The following is a 20832-nucleotide window of genomic DNA, read 5'->3' as shown; positions in this document are numbered from 1 at the left end:
CCACCTGGTCCCACCTGTGCTGCCGTACGGTACGTGCTGACAGGGCGGACGTGGCAACTCTGGCACATCTTCCCCGGCCCTCGACGCGGGGGTCCGCTAGGAGGCATTCGCCCCCCTCACCAGGGAGATGGTCCGTTTTCGTACGGCATCACCGGTGAGCGCGAAATGCCACTCTTCGGTGATCCGTGGGCGTCTTGTCCCTCATGGGGCCACGGTTACGGGACGAGGGCACCGGGACACCCGTTTCCGGGGTCACCTCACACGTTCGGGGGTTCCCCCTCGATCGGGCGTCCGAGCACCCCGGGGCGCTGCTGCCACGGCAACGGCCCCGTGGGCGGGCGATACGCCACTCCCAGGGCGTCAAGTCGCCCGTAGTGCACGGCCATCCGCCGCTCGAAGTCCGCGAAGTCCCGTTCGGCGGGCGCGGGCAGTGCGCTCCAGGCGACCTCGGCGAAAGCCGCCAGCCTCGGGAACGCCTGGTAGTCCACGCGCGCGTGATCCTCCATCACCTCGGTCCACACATTGGCCTGAGTGCCGATCACATGCCGTGCCTCCACCTCGGTGAGCTGCGGCGGCACGGGCTCGAAGCGGTAGACGTCCTCCAGGGTGCGCACGTAGCCGATGGGCACCGGCTCGTCCTCGCCCGCGTCCTGACGGTGGTCCAGGTACACCTGCTGCTCGGGGCACATGACGACGTCGTGGCCCGCGCGGGCGGCGGTGATGCCGCCCGCGTAGCCGCGCCAGGACGAGACTGCGGCGCCGTCGGCGAGGCCGCCCTCCAGGATCTCGTCCCAGCCGATCAGCCGACGCCCGTGCGCGGAGAGCCAGTTGTCGAAGTGCCGGATGAACCAGGACTGCAACTCGTCCTCGTCGGCGAGCCCCAGCTCCTTGATGCGGGCCTGCGCGGTCGGCGACTGCTTCCACTGGTCCTTGGCGCACTCGTCGCCGCCCACGTGAATGAACTCCGAGGGGAACAGCTCGAGGAGTTCCTCGAAGACCCCCTCGTAGAAGCGCAGGGCGTTGTCAGTGGGGGCGAGTACGTTTTTGGAGACGCCCCAGGTGTCCCAGACGGAGAGTGAGGTCGTGTCGATGGCATCGGTGTTGCCCAGTTCCGGATACGCGGCGATGGCCGCCTGGCTGTGCCCCGGGATGTCGATTTCGGGGACGACGGTGATATGCCGCTCGGCCGCGTACGCCACGATCTCGCGGATGTCGTCCTGCGTGTAGAAGCCCCCGTGCGGCTTCTCCTCCCACAGGGGCGAGGCCCGATGGCCGAATTTCGTGCGCGCCCGCCAGGACCCGACCTCCGTCAGCTTCGGGTAGCGCTTGATCTGGACACGCCAGCCTTGGTCGTCGGTGAGGTGGAAGTGGAAGACATTGAGTTTGTGGGCGGCCAGGAGGTCGAGATAGCGCAGGACTCCGTCCTTGGGCATGAAGTGCCGGGCCACGTCGAGCATGAGGCCGCGCCAGGCGAATCGGGGTTCGTCTTCGATCGTGACGTGCGGCACGGCCCAGGTGCGGTCGAGGCTGAGCGGGGCCTTTCGGTACGCGTCCGGGCCGAGGAGCTGCCGCAGCGTCTGGGCGCCCCAAAAGACGCCGGCCGCGCTGCCACCCTCGATGAGAACGCCGGTCGGGTCGCTGACAAGGCGGTACTCCTCGGGGCCGAGTTCGGGGTCGATCTGGAGCCCGATGCCGTCGCCGTCGGTGTCGTCGAGTTCCCGCCCCTCGCGCAGCGGCAGGCCCGTGGCCTGCCAGAGGACGGTGCGCAGCCAGTGACCGACACCGTCCAACGCGGTGCCGGCGTAGAGCTGGGAATGCGCCGTCAGCCGCACCTCGCCGGAACCGGCGACGACGCTGCGGGGCGCGGGAATCAGTTCAGTCACGTCAGTCCTTTACCGCTCCACCCAGCCCGGAGACCAGCCGTCGCTGTACGAGTACGAAGAAAATCAGCACCGGAATCGTCATCACCGTGGACGCCGCCATCACACCGCCCCAGTCCGGCTCGTCCGGCTTGTAGAAGACGAGGAGGGCCATCGGCAGGGTGGACTGCGCGGTGTCGCTGATGATGAAGGACTTGGCGAACAGGAAGTCGTTCCAGGCCGAGATGAAGGAAAACACGCTCGTGGCCACCAAGCCCGGGAAGACGAGCGGGAAAAGGATCTGCCAGAGGAATCGCGCACGGCTCGCCCCGTCGATGTACGCGGCCTCTTCCAGTGCCTCCGGAACCGCCTTCACAAATCCCCGCAGCATCCAGATCGCGAACGGCAGCGAGAAGGCGATGTGCGGCAGGATCAGCGAGCCCAGGGTGTTGAGCTGGCCGATGTCCCGCATGAGGAAGAAGAGGGGGATCGTGAGCGCTTCCACGGGCACCATCTGGGCCACCAGGAACATGATCAGCAGGGTGGTCCGGAATCGGAAGCGGAATCGTGTCACCGCCGTCGCCGCGAGAAACGCGATCAGCGCCGAGACGAGGACCACGGAGCAGGCGACCACAAGACTGTTGAGGAAGTAACGGCCGAATTCCTGCTGCCCAAAGACGCGCCGGAAGGAATCCAGGGACGGCGCCAGCGTCCAGGGCCGCGGCTGGGTCGACTCGATCTCGCCGGCCGGTTTGAAGGCGCTGAGCACCATCCAGTAGAGGGGGAAGGCGACGACGGCCGCGATCAGCAGCGCGGACACCTCGGCGGCGAGCCGCCAAGGGCGCCGGGGACGCCGTACGAGAGAACGTACCGAACTCACAGTTCTTCCCCCTGCCTGCGCAGCAGCCGCAGATACACCAGCGTGACCGCCAGCAGAATCACCAGCATCACCACGCCGATCGCCGAGCCGAGGCTGTACTGCGAGGAGGCGAACGCCTTCTGGTACGCGTACACGTTCAGCACGAGGTTCTGTCCGGCGATGCCGCCACCGTTCGTCATCACGTAGATCTGCGTGAAGACCTTGAAGTCCCAGATGACCGACTGGATGGTGACGACCACCAGGATCGGCCGGAGCATCGGCGCGAGCACCGAGCGCCAGATCCGCCACTGCGAGGCGCCGTCCAGGGAGGCCGCCTCAAGGACCTCGGACGGCACCGCCCGGATCCCCGCGTACACCGTCACCATCACGAAGGGGAAGGAGCACCACACGACTTCGAGGAGTACGAGCGCGAAGGCGCTGAGGCGGTCGTACGTCCATGAGTGGTCGCCGAGCCCGAGGACCCGGTTGACGGGGCCGAAGTCGGGGTCGAAGAGCAGCAGCCAGACCGTGGAACCGGTGACGGCCGGGGTCGCCCAGGCCCCGAGCGCCGCCATCATCAGCGCGAGCCTGGGCAGGGCCCGTACGCGTGTGAGGAGCACCGCGAGCGCGCAGCCGACGGCCAGCGTGGAGACCACGCAGGCCGCGGCGAACACGACCGTGGCGAGCAGCACCTGCCAGAACTGCTCGTCGGCGAAGAGCGTCGCGTAGTTGCCGAAGCCCTCGAAGGTGGTCGGTTCGCCGCCGCTGACCTGGGCCTGGGTGTACTCCAGGAACGAGATCAGGCCGAGTTGGTAGATGGGGTAGACGAGCAGGCCGCCGAGGACGACGAGGGCGGGGGCGAGGTAGAGCCAGGGGGTCCAGCCGGGGCCGTGCCGCCCTTGGCGGGCGGGGCGGGCCTTGGCCACTGTGCCGCGCTCGGCGAGCGCGTCGTGCGTTGTCATCCGCTCAGCCCACGGTGCTGAACGCGTCGTTCATCTTCGTCGCCGCGTCCTTCGAGGCCGCCGCCACGTCCTTCTTGCCGCTGACGATCTCCTGGAACATCGTCGGCAGGACGAGCGAGGCGTCGATCTGCGCCCAGGCGGGCGAGGCCGGCACGAACTTGGCGCCCGCGGCGAGCGTCTGCACGAAGGGCTTCACGAACGGCTCCTTCTTGGCGACGTCGGCGCGCACATCGGTGTACGTCGGCAGGAAGCCCATGGCGTCGAACAGTTCGGCCTGGGTCTTCTTCGAAGCCAGCTGCTCCATCAGGTCGATGGCGAGCGTGCGGTGCGAAGTGCTCTTCAGCACACCGATGTTGTTGCCACCCGCGAACGCCGGAGCTATCTCGCCCGACTTCACGCCCGGCAGCGGCACGACGGCGTACTTGCCCTTGACCGACCCCGCCTCGATGGCCGCGTGGCTGAAGTCACCGCCGATGGCCATGCCCGCCTTGCCCGACGCGAAGGCCGTCACCGTGTCGTTGCCGCCCATGCCCGCGCACTTGGCGGCCGGACAGTTGTCGTCGCCGAAGAGGGAGGTGTAGGCCTCGATGCCCTTCTGGGCGGCCGCGCTGTCGATGGCGGAGGCGTACGAGCCGCCCTTGCCGTTCGCGATCTCCCCGCCGTTGGACCAGATGAACGGCATCGCGCCGTACGTGTAGGCGCCGCCGACCGCGAGGCCGTAGAGCTCCGGCTTGGCGGCGCGTATCTCCTTGGCCGTGGAGATCAACTCGGCCTGCGTCTTCGGGACTTCGAGACCGAGCTCCTCGAAGATGTCGGTGCGATAGTAGAGAGCGCGTACGCCTACGAAGTAGGGGGCGCCGTAGATCTTCCCGTCCACCGTCACGGACTGCTTGGCCGTCGGGTCGGTGTCCTTGGCCTCGCTCCAGTCGGCGAAGTCCTCGGTGATGTCGGCGAGTCCGCCGTCCTTCACGTAGCCGGCGGTGTCCGTGTTGCCGTACTCGATGACGTCCGGGGCGCTCTTCGGGTCGTTGAAGGCGGCCTTGATGCGCTGGGCGCGGGTCTCGACGGGGATGTACTCGACCTGTACGTCGGCACCCTCATGGGCCTTCTCGAAGGTGTCGACGGCGGCGTCGACGACCTTCTCCTTCGGTGCGTTGCTGACCTCCTGGAAGAGCCAGACGCGCAGGGTGCCGGTCTTCTCGTCCTTCTCGGAGGAGGAGTTGTCGGAGGTCTGGGGGGCACAGGCGGTGACGACCGCAAGGGCGGTGACGGCGACGGCTGTTCGGACAGAGAGCTTCATGGAGCATCCTCCGATGGGGGTGCGTTGCAACATACGCAATGGCTGTTTCGCTCTGCACAACACATCGGAGGCTATGGAGTACATGAACATGCCCACAAGAGGTCTCAACCACTTCGTGACCAGGTGACGCACTCCGTGCAACGGTCAGCTGTCGGCGGGCTCCTTCTCCGGCCCGCCCGGCCCCTGGTCAACGGCCTTCTGCTCCGACTCGGGCGGCCCCTGAACGAAGAGCGCGGAGATCATGCCGAACAGGAACCACACCACGGACCAGATGAGCAGCACCCGCCACGACCCCGGGGGCGCATCGCCGAGCGTCAGCAGCACGACGCCCCCGCCGAGCACTCCCGCCGCGACCAGATGGACGCGCACGAAGACGCTCGGTACGAACACCTCACGCAGGAAGCGCTCCCCGTACCAGAGGCGTATGGTGCGCCGCGCGAGGATCACCAGCACACCGCCACCGATCAGCACCGCCGGCACGACGACCGACGCGGACAGCGGGTCCCCGTCGGCAGCGGGCACTGCGAGCAGTCCGGCGCCCACGGCCAAAGCACAGCCCCAGGGCATCGCCGCCGGCCCGGCCCGTCTGCGCGCCGCGCGACCCCCGTCGCCGTACCGCTCCTCGTTCACGGCCCGTAGCTCCGCGATCCGCTCGGACCAGGTGAGGCCGGCCCGGCTGGGCATGACGATGAGCAACAGAACCAGCACGGGAGGCACCACACGGGCCAGCAGCATGAGGTCCTCCACTGCGTCCGGCCAGTCGCCCACCGCCGACAGCACGACAGCGACCGCGAGCGGCGCGACGATCGGCAGGAGCCACCACGGGCTACGTCGCCCAGGCGTCCGCAACGCCCCCCTGCCCCCCAGTTCCCTGGCGCGTTTCACTTCCCGTCTCGCCTCACGGCCGCCGCCGATCCGCCGGTTCAGTGCGACACCCAGCGCCCGGTGCGCCGCCGCCTCCTCCGGCGCCAGCGCCACGGCCCTGCGGGCAGCGGCGGCCGACTCACCCCACCACCGCAGCTGAAAAGTGGCGTCGGCGACCGCCAGATGCCCCCGCCAGTCGTCCGGCGCCAGCGCCACCGCCCGCCGCGCCAGCGGCAACGCCGCCTGCGGATCCCGGAGTTCGACCAGCACGGACGCCGCCAGGCTCAATTCCTCCGCACTCCCCGGCTCCGCCCGCTCCACCAGCGCCCTGCTCTCGCGGAACCTCCGCGCCACCGCCAGTTCCCGCGCCCGCAGCAACAACTCCATGCCCCACCCCCGGGTACGACAAGACCGCGGCACCCCTCACCAGGGATGCCGCGGCCGTGCACGGTCTGCCTACGCGGCGTCCTGCGCCGAAGGACCGGTCGGCGTTACTTCTTGTCGCCGTCCTTGCCCTTGTCGCCCCCGCCGGCGCCCATGGACTCGTAGATCTCCTTGCACATGGGACACACGGGGTACTTCTTCGGGTCACGCCCCGGGACCCACACCTTGCCGCACAGGGCCACGACGGGCGTGCCGTCGAGGGCGCTCGCCATGATCTTGTCCTTCTGGACATAGTGGGCGAAGCGCTCGTGGTCCCCGTCACCGTGCGACACCTGCGGTGCCGGCTCTACGAGGGTCCCCGTCCCAGTGCCTCGCTGGGGCTGGGTCTCAGGCTCAAGAGTGCTCATAACGCCAAGGGTACTGAAGGTCACAGGCATCAGTTCAGGGAAGGGTCGTCCGGATACGTGGCCACCATCGCGAGCTCGTTGCGCTGGCGGCGCAGGACCTCGCGCCAGAGGCGTTCCGGGGACGGGGAGGAGACGTCTCCGGGTTCGGACTCGACGACGTACCAGGCGCCCTCGGTCAGTTCCGACTCCAGTTGGCCGGGGCCCCAGCCCGCGTACCCGGCGAAGATGCGCAGCGAACCGAGGGCGGCGGCGAGGAGTTCCGGCGGGGCCTCCAGGTCGACGAGGCCGATCGCGCCGTGCACGCGGCGCCAGCCGAGCGGGGTGCGCTCGCCGGACGCACCGCCGGGGATGACCGCCACGCCCAGCGCGGAGTCGAGGGAGACCGGGCCGCCCTGGAAGACGACGCCGGGTTCGCCGGCCAGGTCCGCCCAGGCTTCCAGGATGTCGCCGACGTCCACGGGTGTGGGCCGGTTGAGGACGACGCCCAGTGAGCCCTCCTCGTCGTGGTCGAGGAGCAGCACCACCGCGCGATCGAAGTTCGGGTCCGCCAGGGCGGGCGTGGCCACGAGCAGCCGCCCTGTGAGCGAGGACACCTCGGTCATGCCAGACATGATCCCGCATCTTCCCCGTGAGCGGGGAGCCTATGCGGGTACCTGTGTGAATGCAGCTCAGGGCGCAGAGAAGCGCCCCCCGCGCACGCCGGGGCCGGTGACCGCGTGTGCCCGATTAGGAACGGTTCGTGTTGTGGCAAAGCTATGACGCAGCTGAGTGGTACTTGGGCTTACTGAAGGGGGGTAGGCGGCGATTACCCTTACTCTCCGGCCCAGCACGACGTGCCCGCCGACGAAATCACGCCTGCCCAACTCATCGGATCGCGAGATACATGACCGTCAACGGCTCTGACGACGTACTGCTTGTCCACGGCGGAACTCCGCTCGAAGGCGAGATCCGTGTCCGCGGTGCGAAGAACCTCGTACCGAAGGCCATGGTGGCCGCCCTGCTGGGCAGCGCGCCGAGCCGACTGCGCAACGTCCCCGACATCAGAGACGTGCGGGTCGTGCGCGGACTGCTCCAGCTGCACGGGGTGACGGTCCGTCCGGGCGAGGAACCGGGCGAGCTGGTGCTCGACCCGTCGCACGTCGAGAGCGCGAACGTCGCGGACATCGACGCGCACGCGGGTTCGTCCCGGATCCCGATCCTTTTCTGCGGCCCGCTGCTGCACCGCCTGGGCCATGCCTTCATCCCGGGCCTCGGCGGCTGTGACATCGGCGGCCGGCCGATCGACTTCCACTTCGAGGTGCTGCGGCAGTTCGGGGCGACGATCGAGAAGCGGGCGGACGGTCAGTATCTGGAGGCCCCGCAGCGGCTGCGCGGCACCAAGATCCAGCTGCCGTACCCGTCGGTGGGCGCGACCGAGCAGGTCCTGCTGACCGCCGTGCTGGCGGAGGGCGTCACCGAGCTGTCCAACGCGGCCGTGGAGCCCGAGATCGAGGACCTCATCTGCGTACTGCAGAAGATGGGCGCGATCATCGCCATGGACACCGACCGGACGATCCGGATCACCGGTGTCGACTCGCTCGGCGGCTACACCCACGCGGCCCTCCCGGACCGTCTGGAGGCCGCCTCCTGGGCTTCCGCGGCGCTGGCGACCGAAGGCAACATCTACGTCCGGGGCGCCCAGCAGCGCTCGATGATGACGTTCCTGAACACCTACCGCAAGGTCGGCGGCGCCTTCGAGATCGACGACGAGGGCATCCGCTTCTGGCACCCCGGCGGCCAGCTCAAGTCGATCGCCCTGGAGACGGACGTCCACCCGGGCTTCCAGACCGACTGGCAGCAGCCGCTGGTCGTCGCGCTCACCCAGGCGACGGGCCTCTCGATCGTCCACGAGACGGTGTACGAGTCCCGCCTCGGCTTCACCTCCGCGCTCAACCAGATGGGCGCACACATCCAGCTCTACCGCGAGTGCCTCGGCGGCTCCAGCTGCCGCTTCGGCCAGCGCAACTTCCTGCACTCCGCGGTCGTTTCCGGCCCCACCCGGCTCCAGGGCGCCGACCTGGTCATCCCCGACCTCCGCGGCGGCTTCTCGTACCTCATCGCGGCACTGGCGGCGCAGGGCACCTCACGGGTGCACGGCATCGACCTGATCAACCGCGGCTACGAGAACTTCATGGAGAAGCTCGTGGAACTCGGGGCGAAGGTGGAGCTGCCCGGGAAAGCCCTCGGGTAACTGACACAGACACAAACACAGTCGTACGTACGACGATGGGGCGGCCACCCGGTGAAGGGGGCCGCCCCATTGGCGTATTGCTCTGCGATACACCGTCTGGCGTACCGCTGTGCCGTGCGCCGTCCCGTAACGCGGGCGGCGTAGGCCTTACTTGCCCTTGGCGGCTTCCTTGAGCTTGCTGCCCGCGGAGACCTTCACGCTGTAGCCGGCCGGGATGTTGATCGGCTCACCGGTCTGCGGGTTGCGCGCGGTGCGAGCGGCACGGTGGGTGCGCTCGAAGGTCAGGAAGCCGGGGATGGTGACCTTCTCGTCGCCCTTGGCGACGATCTCGCCGACGGTCTCGGCGAAGGCGGCCAGAACGGCGTCGGCGTCCTTGCGAGTCACCTCGGCGCGGTCGGCCAGCGCGGCCACCAGCTCACTGCGGTTCATGTCGTTACTCCCGTGTTCTTCTTGCTGTTGAGGCGTGCCACGCGGCGGAGCCGCATAATCGGGCACAGTGAAGCCGATGCTGCCAGGGTCCTCGATCGGTCCCCGGACCCGGGTCCGTCGCCGGACCCTCGCGCCCGAAGACGCATCCTGCCCCCACCTGCGGCGGGAAAGCCAATCCGGCACCCCTGGGGAGTCACAGGAACACCCTTGGGGGTCACACGAAAAGGCCTGCGCAAGGCGGGAACAAGGCCCGAGCCTGGCCGCCACCCTAAAGGCGGCCACAGGCCCCGCCTTCCACGACGCGCCGGGGCTCCGGCGGTCGTGGCGACCATCACAGCGGCTTCACGGCCGCGTTCACACGCTTGTGCTGCCCGACTCCGTCGCCCCCGCCGCCTTCGCGGCGTTGCGCACCGCTCCGGCGACCGCGCCCGCGACCTTGTCGTTGAAGACGCTGGGGATGATGTAGTTCGGGTTGAGCTCGTCCTCGGTCACCACGTCCGCGAGGGCGGTCGCGGCGGCCAGCATCATCTCCGTGTTGACCGTACGCGACTGGGCGTCCAGGAGGCCACGGAAGACGCCCGGGAAGACCAGGACGTTGTTGATCTGGTTGGGGAAGTCCGAGCGGCCGGTGGCGACAACTGCCGCCGTCTGGCGGGCGATTGCCGGGTCGACCTCGGGGTCGGGGTTCGCGAGCGCGAACACGATGGCGTTCTCTGCCATGGCCGCCACGTCGGTGCCATCGAGCACGTTCGGGGCGGAGACACCGATGAACACGTCGGCGCCGCGCACGGCTTCCTTCAACGTGCCCGTGAGGCCCTCGGGGTTGGTGTTGTCGGCGATCCATCGCAGCGGCGAATCGGCGGCGGCGTCCACGAGGTCCGTACGGTCCGCGTGCACGACGCCGTGGATGTCGGCGACGACCGCGTTCTTGACGCCCGCGGCGAGCAGCAGTTTGAGGATGGCCGTACCGGCCGCGCCCGCGCCGGACATGACGACACGGATGTCGCCGATCGCCTTGCCCGCGACACGCAGGGCGTTCTTGAGGGCGGCGAGGACGACGATCGCGGTGCCGTGCTGGTCGTCGTGGAAGACGGGGATGTCGAGGGCCTCGCGCAGCCGGGCCTCGATCTCGAAGCAGCGGGGCGCCGAGATGTCCTCGAGGTTGATGCCCGCGAAGCCGGGGGCGATGGCCTTCACGATCTCGACGATCGCGTCGGTGTCCTGGGTGTCCAGGCACAGCGGCCAGGCGTCGATGCCGGCGAAGCGCTTGAAGAGCGCCGCCTTGCCCTCCATCACCGGGAGGGCGGCCATCGGGCCGATGTTGCCGAGGCCGAGAACGGCGGATCCGTCCGTCACGACCGCAACGGAGTTGCGCTTGATGGTCAGGCGGCGGGCGTCCTCGGGGTTCTCGGCGATCGCCATGCACACCCGGGCCACACCCGGGGTGTAGATCATCGAGAGGTCGTCACGGTTGCGGATCGGGTGCTTGGACTGCATCTCGATCTTGCCGCCGAGGTGCATCAGGAACGTACGGTCGGAGACCTTGCCGAGCGTCACGTCCTCGATGCCGCGCAGCTGCTCGACGATCTCGTCGGCGTGCGCCGTGGAGGTCGCCGCGATGGTGACGTCGATCCGGAGCTTCTCGTGGCCGGAGGCGGTCACGTCGAGACCGGTCACCGAGCCTCCGTGGGACTCCACGGCCGTGGTGATCTGGGAGACCGCGGTTCCGCTCGCGGGCACCTCCAACCGGACCGTAATCGAGTAGGAGACGCTGGGCGCCGTTGCCATGGCCGACTTCCTCTGCTTTCACCGTGTACTGCCGTGCCCCGCTGGCTCGCGGGTATGCCGTCCGATCGTCGCACCTACCCCTGAGTACGTGGTAGCCGCCCCGGATTGCGAACGTTTTGTTCGCGGGCGCCCGACGCTTTCGGAAAACAGATTCCACCATACGAGAACCAAGGTGGCGGCGGAAGGGGTGATCCCGGTGGGAGGCCGGTGGGAGGCCGCGCCGCGGAAATGAACTTTCGGGACGGGAATTGCCTTGCGGGGATCGTTTGTTACCGTGGACGTGACACCGGCCCGATCCAAGCCCCCGGGCCCAACCTTCGTCGCTACGAGCGACCACTTGCCGCGAGGCGAGCATGGCGGGTCGGTGTCACTGAACGAACGAGAGGCCCACGTCACCTGGTGACGTGGGCCTCTCGGCATTGGCGCCTGCGGGTCAGTCCCGCAGCAGGTCAGGCACCCCGTTCCCGTCCGGCTCGTCCCGGTCCGCCGAGACGATGGTCAGCTGCTGGGTCGCCCGGGTCAGGGCGACGTACAGCACACGCAGCCCCGCCGGTGACTCGTCGGCGATCTCCGCGGGCGAGACGACGACCGTCGCGTCGTACTCCAGGCCCTTCGCCTCCAGGCTGCCAAGGGCCACCACACGGTCGCCGAGCCCCTTGAGCCAGCGGGCGGCCTCGTCGCGCCGGTTCATGGCCACGACGACGCCCACGGTGCCGTCCACACGGTCGAGGAGGCGGGCGGCCTCCGCGCGTACGGTCTGCGCGAGTGAGTCCCGTACGACGGCGAAGTGCGGCTCGACGCCGGTGGACCGTACGGCGGACGGGGATTCCGCGCCCGGCATGGCGAGGGCCAGGATCTTGGCGGCCAGTTCGGCGATCTCCGCCGGGTTGCGGTAGTTGACGCTGAGGGTGAAACGGCGCCGGGGGCGGCTGCCCAGGGCCTCGTCCCGGGCCTCGGCGGCCTCGTCGGGGTCGGACCACGAGGACTGGGCGGGGTCGCCGACCACGGTCCAGGTGGCGTGCCGGCCCCGGCGCCCGACCATCCGCCACTGCATGGGCGTGAGGTCCTGCGCCTCGTCGACGATGACGTGCGCGTACTCGGTCCGCTCCTGCGCCAGCCGCTCGGCGCGCTCCCACTGCGTCTCCTCGCGGGTGGGCATGAGCTCCTCGAGGCCGGTGAGCTGGTCCAGCGGGTCCAGCTCGCGCCGCTTCCTGGGGCGGGCGGGGCTGCCGAGGATGGCGTTCAGCTCGTCGAGCATGGCCACGTCGTGCACGGAGAGCCCGTCCCGCTTGAGGGAGCGCGCCACCCGGCGCACCTCTCCGGGGTTGAGGATCCGCCGCGCCCAGCGACCGAGCCGCCGCTCGTCGGCCATCGCGGCCAGTACACCCCGCGGGGTCAGCTCGGGCCACCACACGTCCAGGAACTCGATGAAGCTGTCCTCGGACGTGATGTCCTCGTCGAACGAGGAGCGCAGCTCGGCCGCCAGCTCCGGGTCCGAGTGCCGCGTACCGGCCCCCGACCGCGCCCACAAGGCGTCGAGCAGCAGCTTGCGTGCCCGGGGACGCAGCAGGTTCACGGGCGCGGTACCGCTCAGCGCGTTGTTGCGGATCCGGTCCAGCTCGGGGGCCTCCAGCTCCAGGCGGCGCCCGAAGGCGACGACGCGCAGGCGGGTGGGGGTGCCTGCGGGTGCCTGCGGCCGGGCGTCTCCGTCGTCACCGGAGTCCTCGCCGAAGCCTTCGCCGAAGGAGAGCTGCTGGTCCGGGGCGCCCGCTGCGGACCGGCCGCCGTTGGACGCCCGGCCGGGGCCGCCGCCGTTGGACGACCGGCCACCACCACCGGAGGACCCCGACGGTGCCTCCAGCGCCCCCCGTGCCGCCTTCCGCAGCACCTTCAGCATCCGGTACGAGCCCTTGGCGCGGGCCACCGCCGGAGAGTCGTACAGGGCGGCCTCGGCGCCGTCGACGAGGGAGCCGATGGCGCGGATGGCGACCTGGCCCTCCTCGCCGAGGGACGGGAGGACGCCCTCGGTGTACGCGACCAGCAGAGGCGTGGGCGAGACGATCAGGATGCCGCCCGCGTAACGGCGGCGGTCCTGGTAGAGGAGGTAGGCGGCGCGGTGCAGGGCGACCGCCGTCTTGCCGGTGCCGGGGCCGCCCTCGACGTACGTCACCGAGGCGGCGGGGGCGCGGATCACCAGGTCCTGTTCGGCCTGGATGGACGCCACGATGTCCCGCATGGTGTGACTGCGGGCCTGGCCGAGGGCGGCCATCAGGGCGCCGTCGCCGATCACCGGGAGTTCGCGGCCGTCGAGAGTGGCCTTGAGCTCCGGGCGCATGAGGTCGTCCTCGACGCCGAGGACCTTGCGGCCCTTGGAGCGGATGACCCTGCGTCGCACCACCCGGCCCGGTTCGACCGGGGTCGAGCGGTAGAACGGGGCCGCCGCGGGCGCCCGCCAGTCGATGACCAGCGGCGCGTAGTCCGTGTCCAGGACACCGATACGGCCGATGTGCAGCGTCTCCGCGATCTCCGCGGTGTTGTTGTCGCGCACGGCGCCCTCGGCGGGTTCCACCGCCGTGTACGCGCCGTCCGGACCCTTCTTACCGTCCTTCCCCAGGAGCAGGTCGATGCGGCCGAAGAGGAAGTCTTCGAACTCGTTGTTCAGGCGGTTGAGGTGAATTCCCGCCCGGAACACCTGGGCGTCGCGCTCGGCGAGCGCCCCCGGTGTCCCGACCTGACCGCGCTTGGCGGCGTCGTTCATGAGGAACTCCGCCTCGTGGATCTTCTCCTCGAGGCGCCGGTATACCCGGTCGAGATGTTCCTGTTCGACGCTGATCTCACGGTCCCGTACGGAGTCGTCCCTGAGGGACTTCTGCCGTACGGAATCGTGGACCGAACCGAGCGCGGTTTCCTGCTGAGCCTGAGCGGCCACCGGGCCCCCTTCTGACGTGCTGGGCAGCCGTCAACCGTACGCGAAGGGGGGCCCTTAAGCTACGCGTGCGCTCCGGTTCGCTCACGCGTCCATTTGTGCGTCCACTGCTTACACGAGTTATCCGTCTGCTGACACGAGTTACGCGCCCGCTTACGCGTCCACTTCCACGAGCTGCTTCCCGTCGAAGGTCATGACCTCGAAGTGGTCGATCTCGTTGGGGGTGAAGGCCGCGCCACCGTGTACGTAGAGCGGGGCTTTCGACTCGTCCGTCTTGGCGTTCGGGAGGCCGTAGCCCCACGTCGGGACCGACCAGGAGGTCACCGTCTCGCGCTCGCCGTTCTTGCCGACCGCGATCAGTGAGCACTTCTCCGGGCCCGCGACGTTCTTGAGCTCCAGGACGGCGTGGGTGCCCCAGGCCTTGGGCTCCATGGCGACGACGGCGGTGACCTTGGTACTCGCGTCCGTGGCCGTGACCTTGTCGGTCATGACGTCGAAGGCCGCCTTGGCGGGACTGGTGGCGTGTGCCTGGGGAGTGGTGGTGCCCTCGTTGCCGCCGTTGACCGCGAGCACGGTCAGCGGGCCGCCGACGATCAGCGCGGCCGCGGCCGCCACCATGTAGAAGCTCCGCCGGCGCTTCTGGGCGCGCCGCTCGGACACCTCGTCGACCAGCCGTTCCGCGAGCTGTGGGCTCGGGCGGGCGGACAGCGACTCACCGATCGCCGGGGTGCCCATCGAGGCGGGCAGATCCGCGAGTGCGGCGAGCATCGGCTCCATCCCGGCGAGCTCGTCGAGCTGCTGGGCGCACCACTCGCAGGTGGCGAGATGGCCTTCGAAAGCGGTTGCCTCGGCGTCGTCGAGAATGCCGAGGGCGTACGCGCCGACCGTCTCGTGAATGTCACCGGGACCCTGCTGCCCCTGTGGACTCTGCATGGCTCCCGGACCACCCGTTCCGTATCCCCCGTATGTGTTCATGCCGTCACCCCCCGCTCCTCCAGAGCCAGTTTCATCGACCGCAGGGCGTAGAACACCCGTGAGCGCACGGTGCCACTGGGGATGCCGAGCGTCTCGGCCGCCTCATTGACCGTACGCCCCTTAAAGTATGTTTCGACCAAGACTTCCCTGTGAGCAGGGGTCAGGTCGTCCAGCGCGTCCGACAGTGTCATCAGCCACAACGCCTTGTCGATCTCGTCCTCCGCGGGGATGACCTCCAGCGGTGACGGGTCCACCTCCTGCGGCCGGGCCTGCCGACTGCGGTGTCCGTCGATGACGATGCGTCGTGCCACCGTCACCAGCCAGGGTCGTACCGAACCGGTTGCTCGATTGAGCTGCCCGGCATTCTTCCAGGCACGGATGAGGGTTTCCTGTACGACGTCCTCGGCACGCTGCCGGTCGCCCGCGACCAGCCGCAGCACATAGGCAAGCAGGGGTCCCGCGTGTTCTCTGTACAGCGCACGCATCAGTTCCTCGTCAGGCTCAGAGGACTGAGACGCGCGATGTCGTGCCCTTGGCGGGCGTTCATCAGCCACGGCGGAATCCTTGCGCACGCCTACCTCCGGTGTCCGGGGGTTCCCCCAGTCGGTCGCTCACCCCGGGGTACGGATCTCAGCGCGCGTGTGTTCAAAGGGGTCGCACATATTTCTTGGGCAGGATGTGAAGACGGTTACCTGGTCACCCCCTGCGATTCCTTGATCACTACCAGCAGTTGGGCGTCGCCGCTGCCGATGCTCGTCGAGGTTCACGCGCGGGCGAGTGCCGCCCGACGCCGGTGCCGGGCCACTCGCTCCCGGTTGCCGCACACCTCGCTGGAACACCATCTTCTGCGCCGGCCCCTGGATGTGTCGAGGTAGACGATCGGACAACTGTCACCCTCGCACTGGCGCAGGCTCGCCCGCGCCGCCGGGTCGGTGAGGAGTTCGAGGGCGTCCCGGCCGATCAGGGAGAGCAACTCGGCGCGGCCGGGCGGCGAGTGCAGCCGGCCGCGCAGCGAACCGTCGTCCGCGCGTACGGCCCAGGGCGCGGGCGGCGCGGCGAGGGCGGCCGCGTTGACACGGGCGAGCGCCGCGTCGGCGGGCCGGGCGTCGAGCTCGCCGCGCACCAACCGGTCGACGTGCCCGCGCAGTTCACGGAAGCCGACGAGCCACGAGGGGTCGGCGCCCGACAGGGGCGTGCCCGCGGGGACGAGCCCGGAGCGGGCGATCCAGGCGCGCAGGTGGTCCACCGAGTCGAGCCGTTCCTCGGGGTGGGTGGTCGCCAGCAGGTCCAGGCAGATCCGCCCGGAGTCGAACCGCAGCTCGTACGAGGCCGTGGCCATGCCCGATGCCATGTGCCTGTCACCACCTAGGGGTTACCGCCATGAGCCTTCAGGGGAGCTTTTAGGGAGTAGGTACCCCCTACAGTGCACGCGCGCACCCCCCGCCGGAAGACTTCCCACCGCCCGCGCCCTGGACGTCCGCTTATGGGACCGCGCGGCTCGGCCATGTCACCCGTGCCGGAGCGCCGGTTGACTGATTCCCATGACGGACAACAGCAGCACGGGGCGGCGGACCACCGCCGGAGGTGTACTGGTTGCGGCCACGGTCGCGATGGGCCTGATCGCCGGGGTCTTCTACATTTACGCGTGCAACATCATGCCGTCGCTCTCCCGCAGCGACGACCGCGTCTTCATCGAGGTCATGCAGAACATCAACGACCAGATCCAGAACCCGGTCTTCTTCCTGAGCTTCCTGGGCGCCCTGCTCCTCGCGGCGGTCGCCGCCTGGCAGTCACGCAGGTCGCCGCACCGCTGGTGGGTGTTCGCGGGCCTCCTCGCGTACGCGCTCGTCTTCCTCGTCACGGTCGCCGTGAACATCCCGCTCAACGACGAGCTCATGGACGCCGGTGCCCCCGCGAAGATCGCCGATCCGGCCGCCGTACGCGAGGAGTTCGAGGACCCGTGGGTGGCCTGGAACGTCGTACGGGCGCTGCTGTCGACGCTCGCGCTGGCCTGCCTGGCGCGTGCCCTGCTGTTGTACCGCGGGCCTCAGGCGTCGGCGTACTTGGAGTCCGCGGCCGGGTCGAGCGCGAGCCGGTAGCCGCGCTTGACCACCGTCTGGATGAGCTTGGGCGCGCCAAGTGCCGTACGCAGCCGGGCCATTGCCGTCTCGACGGCGTGCTCGTCCCGTCCGGCACCCGGCAGCGCGCGCAGCAGTTCGGAACGGGCCACCACCCAGCCGGGCCGCCGCGACAGGGCGCGCAGCAGCGACATCCCGGCGGGCGGTACGGGCCGCAGCGCGTCGTCGACCACCACGGCGTGTCCGCGGATCTCGACCCGGTGGCCGGCGATGGGCAGCGTGCGGGCCCGGCCGGGGAGTTCCTGGCACAGCACCTGTACGAGGGGGCCGAGCCGGAAGCGTTCCGGCTGGACCGTGTCGATGCCGTGGGCCTGCAACGGCAGGGCGGTGACCGGGCCGACGCAGACGGGCAGTACGTCGTGGTGGAGGGCGGCGAGCAGCTCGGGCAGCAGTCCGCGTTTCTCCGCCCTGGTCAGCAGGGACGCGGCGGCGGGTGCGCTGGTGAAGGTGATCGCGTCCAGGCCGCGGGTGATGGCCGCGTCGAGCATCCGGTCGACGGGGGCGATGTCCTCGGGTGGCATCCACCGGTAGACGGGGACGACGATGACGTCGGCTCCTGCGGCCCGCAGCGACTCCACGAACCCGGGCAGCGGCTCCCCGTGCAGCTGGAGGGCGATACGGCGCCCCTCGACGCCCTCCTCGAGGAGCCGGTCGAGCACCTCGGCCATGGACTCGGAGGAGGGGGACCACTCCTCGGTCAGCCCCTGGGCCCGTATCGCGCCCTTGACCTTGGGGCCGCGGGCGAGCAGTTCGACGCCGCGCAACCGCGCGAGCAGATCCTCCCCGATCCCCCACCCGTCGGCGGCCTCGACCCACCCCCGGAACCCGATGGCGGTCGTGGCCACCACGACGTCCGGGGCCTCGTCGATCAGCTCCTTGGTGGCGACCAGCAGTTCGCTGTCGTCGGCGAGCGGCACGATGCGCAGAGCGGGCGCGTGCACGACGGAGGCGCCGCGCCGCTGGAGCAGTGCCCCGAGTTCGTCGGCCCGGCGGGCGGCGGTCACGCCTACGGTGAACCCCGCGAGGGGGCCGTGCGGCAGGGGTTCTGGTCGCTGCTGTTCGTCGTACATGAGGGTCGTCCCGGCTCTCGTCTTGCACTCGAGTCGTCGTGCACTCAGGGCTGGCCTTACGGCTGACCGAGCCTGTCAACGCCCCGTGACAGGCCCGGTTCATCCGCATGTCGCCCGTGTTACGTCACACCTGGGCGTAGCTGAGCTGCACCTTCTCCTCCGTAGCCGGTGCGGAAGCCTCCTTGGCGGCGACCGGGCGGCGAAGGTATACGGCCCAAGTGACCGCGAAGCAGAGCGCGTAGAAGGCGAGGAAGCCCACGAAGGCACCGGTGCCGGAGCCGACGCTCAGGAAGGACTGCCGGAAGGCGAGGTTGATCCCGAGCCCGCCGAGCGCGCCCACCGCTCCGATGAGCCCCATGGAGGCGCCGGAGAGCCGGCGCCCGTAGGCGGCCGCTTCCTCGCCGCTCAGCCCCTTGGCCATGGCCTTGGCCTGGAAGATGCCAGGGATCATCTTGTACGTCGACCCGTTGCCGAGCCCCGTCAGCACGAACAGCACGATGAACGCGGTGGTGAACAGGGCCAGCGACTTCTCCATCGAGGCGAGGATGATGACCGCGGTCGCGGCGCCCATTCCGACGAAGTTCCACAGGGTGATCTTGGCGCCGCCGTAGCGGTCGGCGAGCCAGCCGCCGACGGGACGGATCAGGGACCCGAGCAGCGGCCCGATGAAGGTGACGTACGCGGACTCCAGCGGCGTACGCCCGAACTGCGTCTGAAGCACAAGACCGAACGCGAAGCTGTATCCGATGAAGGACCCGAACGTCCCGATGTAAAGGAAGGACATGATCCAGGTGTGGGCGTCCTTCACCGCCTCCTTGGCGGCCCCGGTGTCGTTCTTCACGGACGAGATGTTGTCCATGTAGCGGGCGCCGAGGACAGTGGCGAGGACGATCAGCGGGATGTAGATGCCCAGCAGGACCCTGGGCCCGCCACTCGCCCCGATGACGGCCAGCCCCACGAGCTGCACGACCGGCACGCCGATGTTGCCGCCGCCGGCGTTGAGCCCGAGGGCCCAGCCCTTCTTCCGCAGCGGGAAGAACGAGTTGATGTTGGTCATGGAGGAGGCGAAGTTCCCGCCTCCGACGCCGGCGAGCATCGCGCAGACCAGGAAGGTCCCGAACGAGGTGCCCGGCTCCATCACGACGAACGCGGCGATGGTCGGTACGAGCAGCATGCTCGCGGCGATGATCGTCCAGTTCCGGCCACCGAAGCGGGCGACGGCGAAGGTGTAGGGGACCCGCACGATCGCGCCGACCAGCGTCGCCATCGACACGATGAAGAACTTGTCGGCCGGGGTGAGCCCGTACTCGGGCCCCATGAAGAGCACCATCACCGACCACAGGGTCCAGATCGAGAACCCGATGTGCTCCGAGAGCACGGAGAAGAAGAGGTTACGGTGCGCAACCTTCTCGCCGCCCTCATTCCAGAAGGCCTCGTCCTCGGGATCCCACTCGTCGATCCAGCGGCCTCCCCTGCTCTGTGCGGGGGCTGTACTAGGGGCTGTCATGACGCCTCCACGGTTCTCCGGTGCTCAGGTCTGGTACTGGGGGGATGAGAACCGAAGGTAGGTAGGGCGCGTTTCCGGCCTGTGGCTGTGGGTGACCGGAATGGAACGTTGCTCTCACTCGGGGCGGGGGGCGGTGGTGAGGTCGCCGTTCGGCTTGGCCCGGGGGTCGGCGGGGCTGGTGCCGCGAGGTACCGGGTGTGTGGCTACTGCTGCGGGGGCCGGCTGTAGGGGTTGGGGTATGGGGGGGGTAGGGCTGGGGCTGCGGTTGTCCGTAGGGGATGGGCTGGCTGTGGGGGCCGGGGATCTGCTGGCCGTATGGGCCAGGTGCCTGTTGCTGACCGTACGGGCCGGAGACGGGCGGAGCGTATGGGCCGGGCTACTGACCGGCGGCCTGCTGGGCGTACGCGGTCGGTGGCAGATACCGCACCCGGCCGCCCTCCTCCGTCACCGACGTGAACCCGGCGGCCCGCAACCGCGCCGCGAACTTGGCGTTGCGCTTGCGCGTGACCACGAATCCGATGCCGAAGACGGCCATCACCAGCACCCACAGAGCGGCGGCCGCAGAGAAGGCGACCGCGTCCCCACCAGTCCGTACCGCCAGGACCACGCACGCGACGGTGACACCGAGCACCCCGTACAGCATCCGCTGCTGGGCGTTCTTCCCGGTCAGGTCGAAGTTGATCCGGGCCTTGAGGAGCTCCAGCGCGTCGGGGACGACGGGCGGCAGCGACTGCCCGTCCCCCGCCTGCGGAAACTGCGCCACCGCTTACTCACTGCGCCAACTCCCCGCACACTCAACAGCCTTCACTTACGCAACCGGCTTACGGTGTCACGGTCCCGCACGAGGGCAAAACCCTCGGAGGGTCCACTTGCCCGTGAACGGAAATCAGGCCTTGAGGTAGAACTGTTCGGCTTCCAGGACCATGGCACCCAGCGCACTGTCGAAGGGCCAGGAGTCAGCGACGGCTCGGCCGGCCCCCCGCACACGCTGCTCCTTGGGCGGAAGCTGAGATGACGACAGCTGCGTCTCCATCAGCGTCAGCTGCTCGCGGATGGCGGCCAGCTGCTTGGCATTGCTCACCCGGCCCTGCCCCACACCGTGTCGTTGCAGCTCCTCATCCACACCGGACAGAG

19 protein-coding genes are annotated in these 20832 nt (G+C 69.3%); 2 read left to right on the top strand and 17 right to left on the bottom strand.

Going from position 1 to position 20832, the window contains the following annotated elements:
• Positions 1-257 precede the first annotated feature (257 nt).
• The 7 genes from OG266_RS27300 to OG266_RS27270 form a co-directional block, all read right to left on the bottom strand.
• Complete coding sequence (locus OG266_RS27300; RefSeq protein ID WP_371548868.1) at positions 258-1883, bottom strand: beta-N-acetylhexosaminidase; 1626 nt, start codon at positions 1881-1883, stop codon at positions 258-260.
• A gap of 1 nt (position 1884) precedes the next feature.
• Positions 1885-2739 carry a carbohydrate ABC transporter permease gene (locus OG266_RS27295; RefSeq protein ID WP_371548867.1) on the bottom strand — a complete coding sequence of 285 codons (855 nt, stop codon included), beginning with the start codon at positions 2737-2739 and terminating at the stop codon, positions 1885-1887.
• The gene (locus OG266_RS27290; protein ID WP_371548866.1) at positions 2736-3680 is read right to left on the bottom strand and encodes a carbohydrate ABC transporter permease; all 945 of its coding nucleotides are present in this window, start codon (positions 3678-3680) and stop codon (positions 2736-2738) included. Before OG266_RS27290 ends, OG266_RS27295 begins: the two co-directional genes overlap by 4 nt.
• Before the next feature lie 4 nt (positions 3681-3684).
• A complete protein-coding gene (locus OG266_RS27285; protein ID WP_371548865.1) occupies positions 3685-4980 on the bottom strand; it encodes an extracellular solute-binding protein in 1296 nt (431 codons plus the stop codon).
• Between the two features lie 144 nt (positions 4981-5124).
• On the bottom strand, positions 5125-6231 hold the full coding sequence (locus OG266_RS27280; protein ID WP_371548864.1) for a tetratricopeptide repeat protein: 1107 nt from the start codon (positions 6229-6231) through the stop codon (positions 5125-5127).
• A 104-nt stretch (positions 6232-6335) separates the two neighbouring features.
• Positions 6336-6635, bottom strand: coding sequence for a DUF3039 domain-containing protein (locus OG266_RS27275; protein WP_266460965.1), 300 nt, complete (start codon positions 6633-6635; stop codon positions 6336-6338).
• Positions 6636-6664: 29 nt separating this feature from the next.
• Positions 6665-7237 carry a YqgE/AlgH family protein gene (locus OG266_RS27270; protein ID WP_266460962.1) on the bottom strand — a complete coding sequence of 191 codons (573 nt, stop codon included), beginning with the start codon at positions 7235-7237 and terminating at the stop codon, positions 6665-6667.
• Between the two features lie 281 nt (positions 7238-7518).
• On the opposite strand from OG266_RS27270, the gene murA reads away from it, so the two are divergent.
• Positions 7519-8865: a UDP-N-acetylglucosamine 1-carboxyvinyltransferase gene (gene murA / locus OG266_RS27265; protein ID WP_266460957.1), complete on the top strand. Its 1347-nt coding sequence runs from the start codon at positions 7519-7521 to the stop codon at positions 8863-8865.
• Positions 8866-9012: 147 nt separating this feature from the next.
• Here murA and OG266_RS27260 read toward each other — a convergent pair whose 3' ends face one another.
• From OG266_RS27260 to OG266_RS27235, 6 genes are all read right to left on the bottom strand, one after another.
• Positions 9013-9294: an HU family DNA-binding protein gene (locus OG266_RS27260; RefSeq protein WP_016645140.1), complete on the bottom strand. Its 282-nt coding sequence runs from the start codon at positions 9292-9294 to the stop codon at positions 9013-9015.
• A gap of 354 nt (positions 9295-9648) precedes the next feature.
• Positions 9649-11082, bottom strand: a complete 1434-nt coding sequence (locus OG266_RS27255; RefSeq protein WP_266460936.1) for an NAD-dependent malic enzyme — start codon at positions 11080-11082, stop codon at positions 9649-9651.
• Between the two features lie 433 nt (positions 11083-11515).
• Complete coding sequence (locus OG266_RS27250; protein WP_371548863.1) at positions 11516-14011, bottom strand: UvrD-helicase domain-containing protein; 2496 nt, start codon at positions 14009-14011, stop codon at positions 11516-11518.
• A 150-nt stretch (positions 14012-14161) separates the two neighbouring features.
• Positions 14162-14941, bottom strand: a complete 780-nt coding sequence (locus OG266_RS27245) for an anti-sigma factor (RefSeq protein WP_266460932.1) — start codon at positions 14939-14941, stop codon at positions 14162-14164.
• Positions 14942-14979: 38 nt separating this feature from the next.
• On the bottom strand, positions 14980-15555 hold the full coding sequence (locus OG266_RS27240; protein WP_266460930.1) for a sigma-70 family RNA polymerase sigma factor: 576 nt from the start codon (positions 15553-15555) through the stop codon (positions 14980-14982).
• A 191-nt stretch (positions 15556-15746) separates the two neighbouring features.
• Positions 15747-16334, bottom strand: coding sequence for an ABATE domain-containing protein (locus OG266_RS27235; RefSeq protein WP_266460928.1), 588 nt, complete (start codon positions 16332-16334; stop codon positions 15747-15749).
• A gap of 190 nt (positions 16335-16524) precedes the next feature.
• Between OG266_RS27235 and OG266_RS27230 the strand changes: the two genes are divergently transcribed.
• Positions 16525-17082, top strand: coding sequence for a DUF1772 domain-containing protein (locus tag OG266_RS27230; protein WP_371548862.1), 558 nt, complete (start codon positions 16525-16527; stop codon positions 17080-17082).
• Here the strand turns inward: OG266_RS27230 and OG266_RS27225 are convergent.
• From OG266_RS27225 to OG266_RS27210, 4 genes are all read right to left on the bottom strand, one after another.
• Positions 17031-18191, bottom strand: a complete 1161-nt coding sequence (locus OG266_RS27225; protein WP_266460922.1) for a uroporphyrinogen-III synthase — start codon at positions 18189-18191, stop codon at positions 17031-17033. The genes OG266_RS27230 and OG266_RS27225 overlap by 52 nt on opposite strands.
• A 124-nt stretch (positions 18192-18315) precedes the next feature.
• On the bottom strand, positions 18316-19698 hold the full coding sequence (locus tag OG266_RS27220) for a nitrate/nitrite transporter (RefSeq protein WP_371548861.1): 1383 nt from the start codon (positions 19696-19698) through the stop codon (positions 18316-18318).
• A 376-nt stretch (positions 19699-20074) separates the two neighbouring features.
• Positions 20075-20461: a hypothetical protein gene (locus OG266_RS27215; protein WP_371548860.1), complete on the bottom strand. Its 387-nt coding sequence runs from the start codon at positions 20459-20461 to the stop codon at positions 20075-20077.
• Between the two features lie 123 nt (positions 20462-20584).
• Positions 20585-20779, bottom strand: coding sequence for a hypothetical protein (locus tag OG266_RS27210; RefSeq protein WP_371548859.1), 195 nt, complete (start codon positions 20777-20779; stop codon positions 20585-20587).
• Positions 20780-20832: the final 53 nt, after the last annotated feature.

Origin of the sequence: Streptomyces sp. NBC_00554 (assembly GCF_041431135.1) — a bacterium.
Classification (GTDB): domain Bacteria; phylum Actinomycetota; class Actinomycetes; order Streptomycetales; family Streptomycetaceae; genus Streptomyces.
Note: the sequence above shows the minus strand (reverse complement) of the source record. Positions and strands in the feature narration are given on the sequence as shown.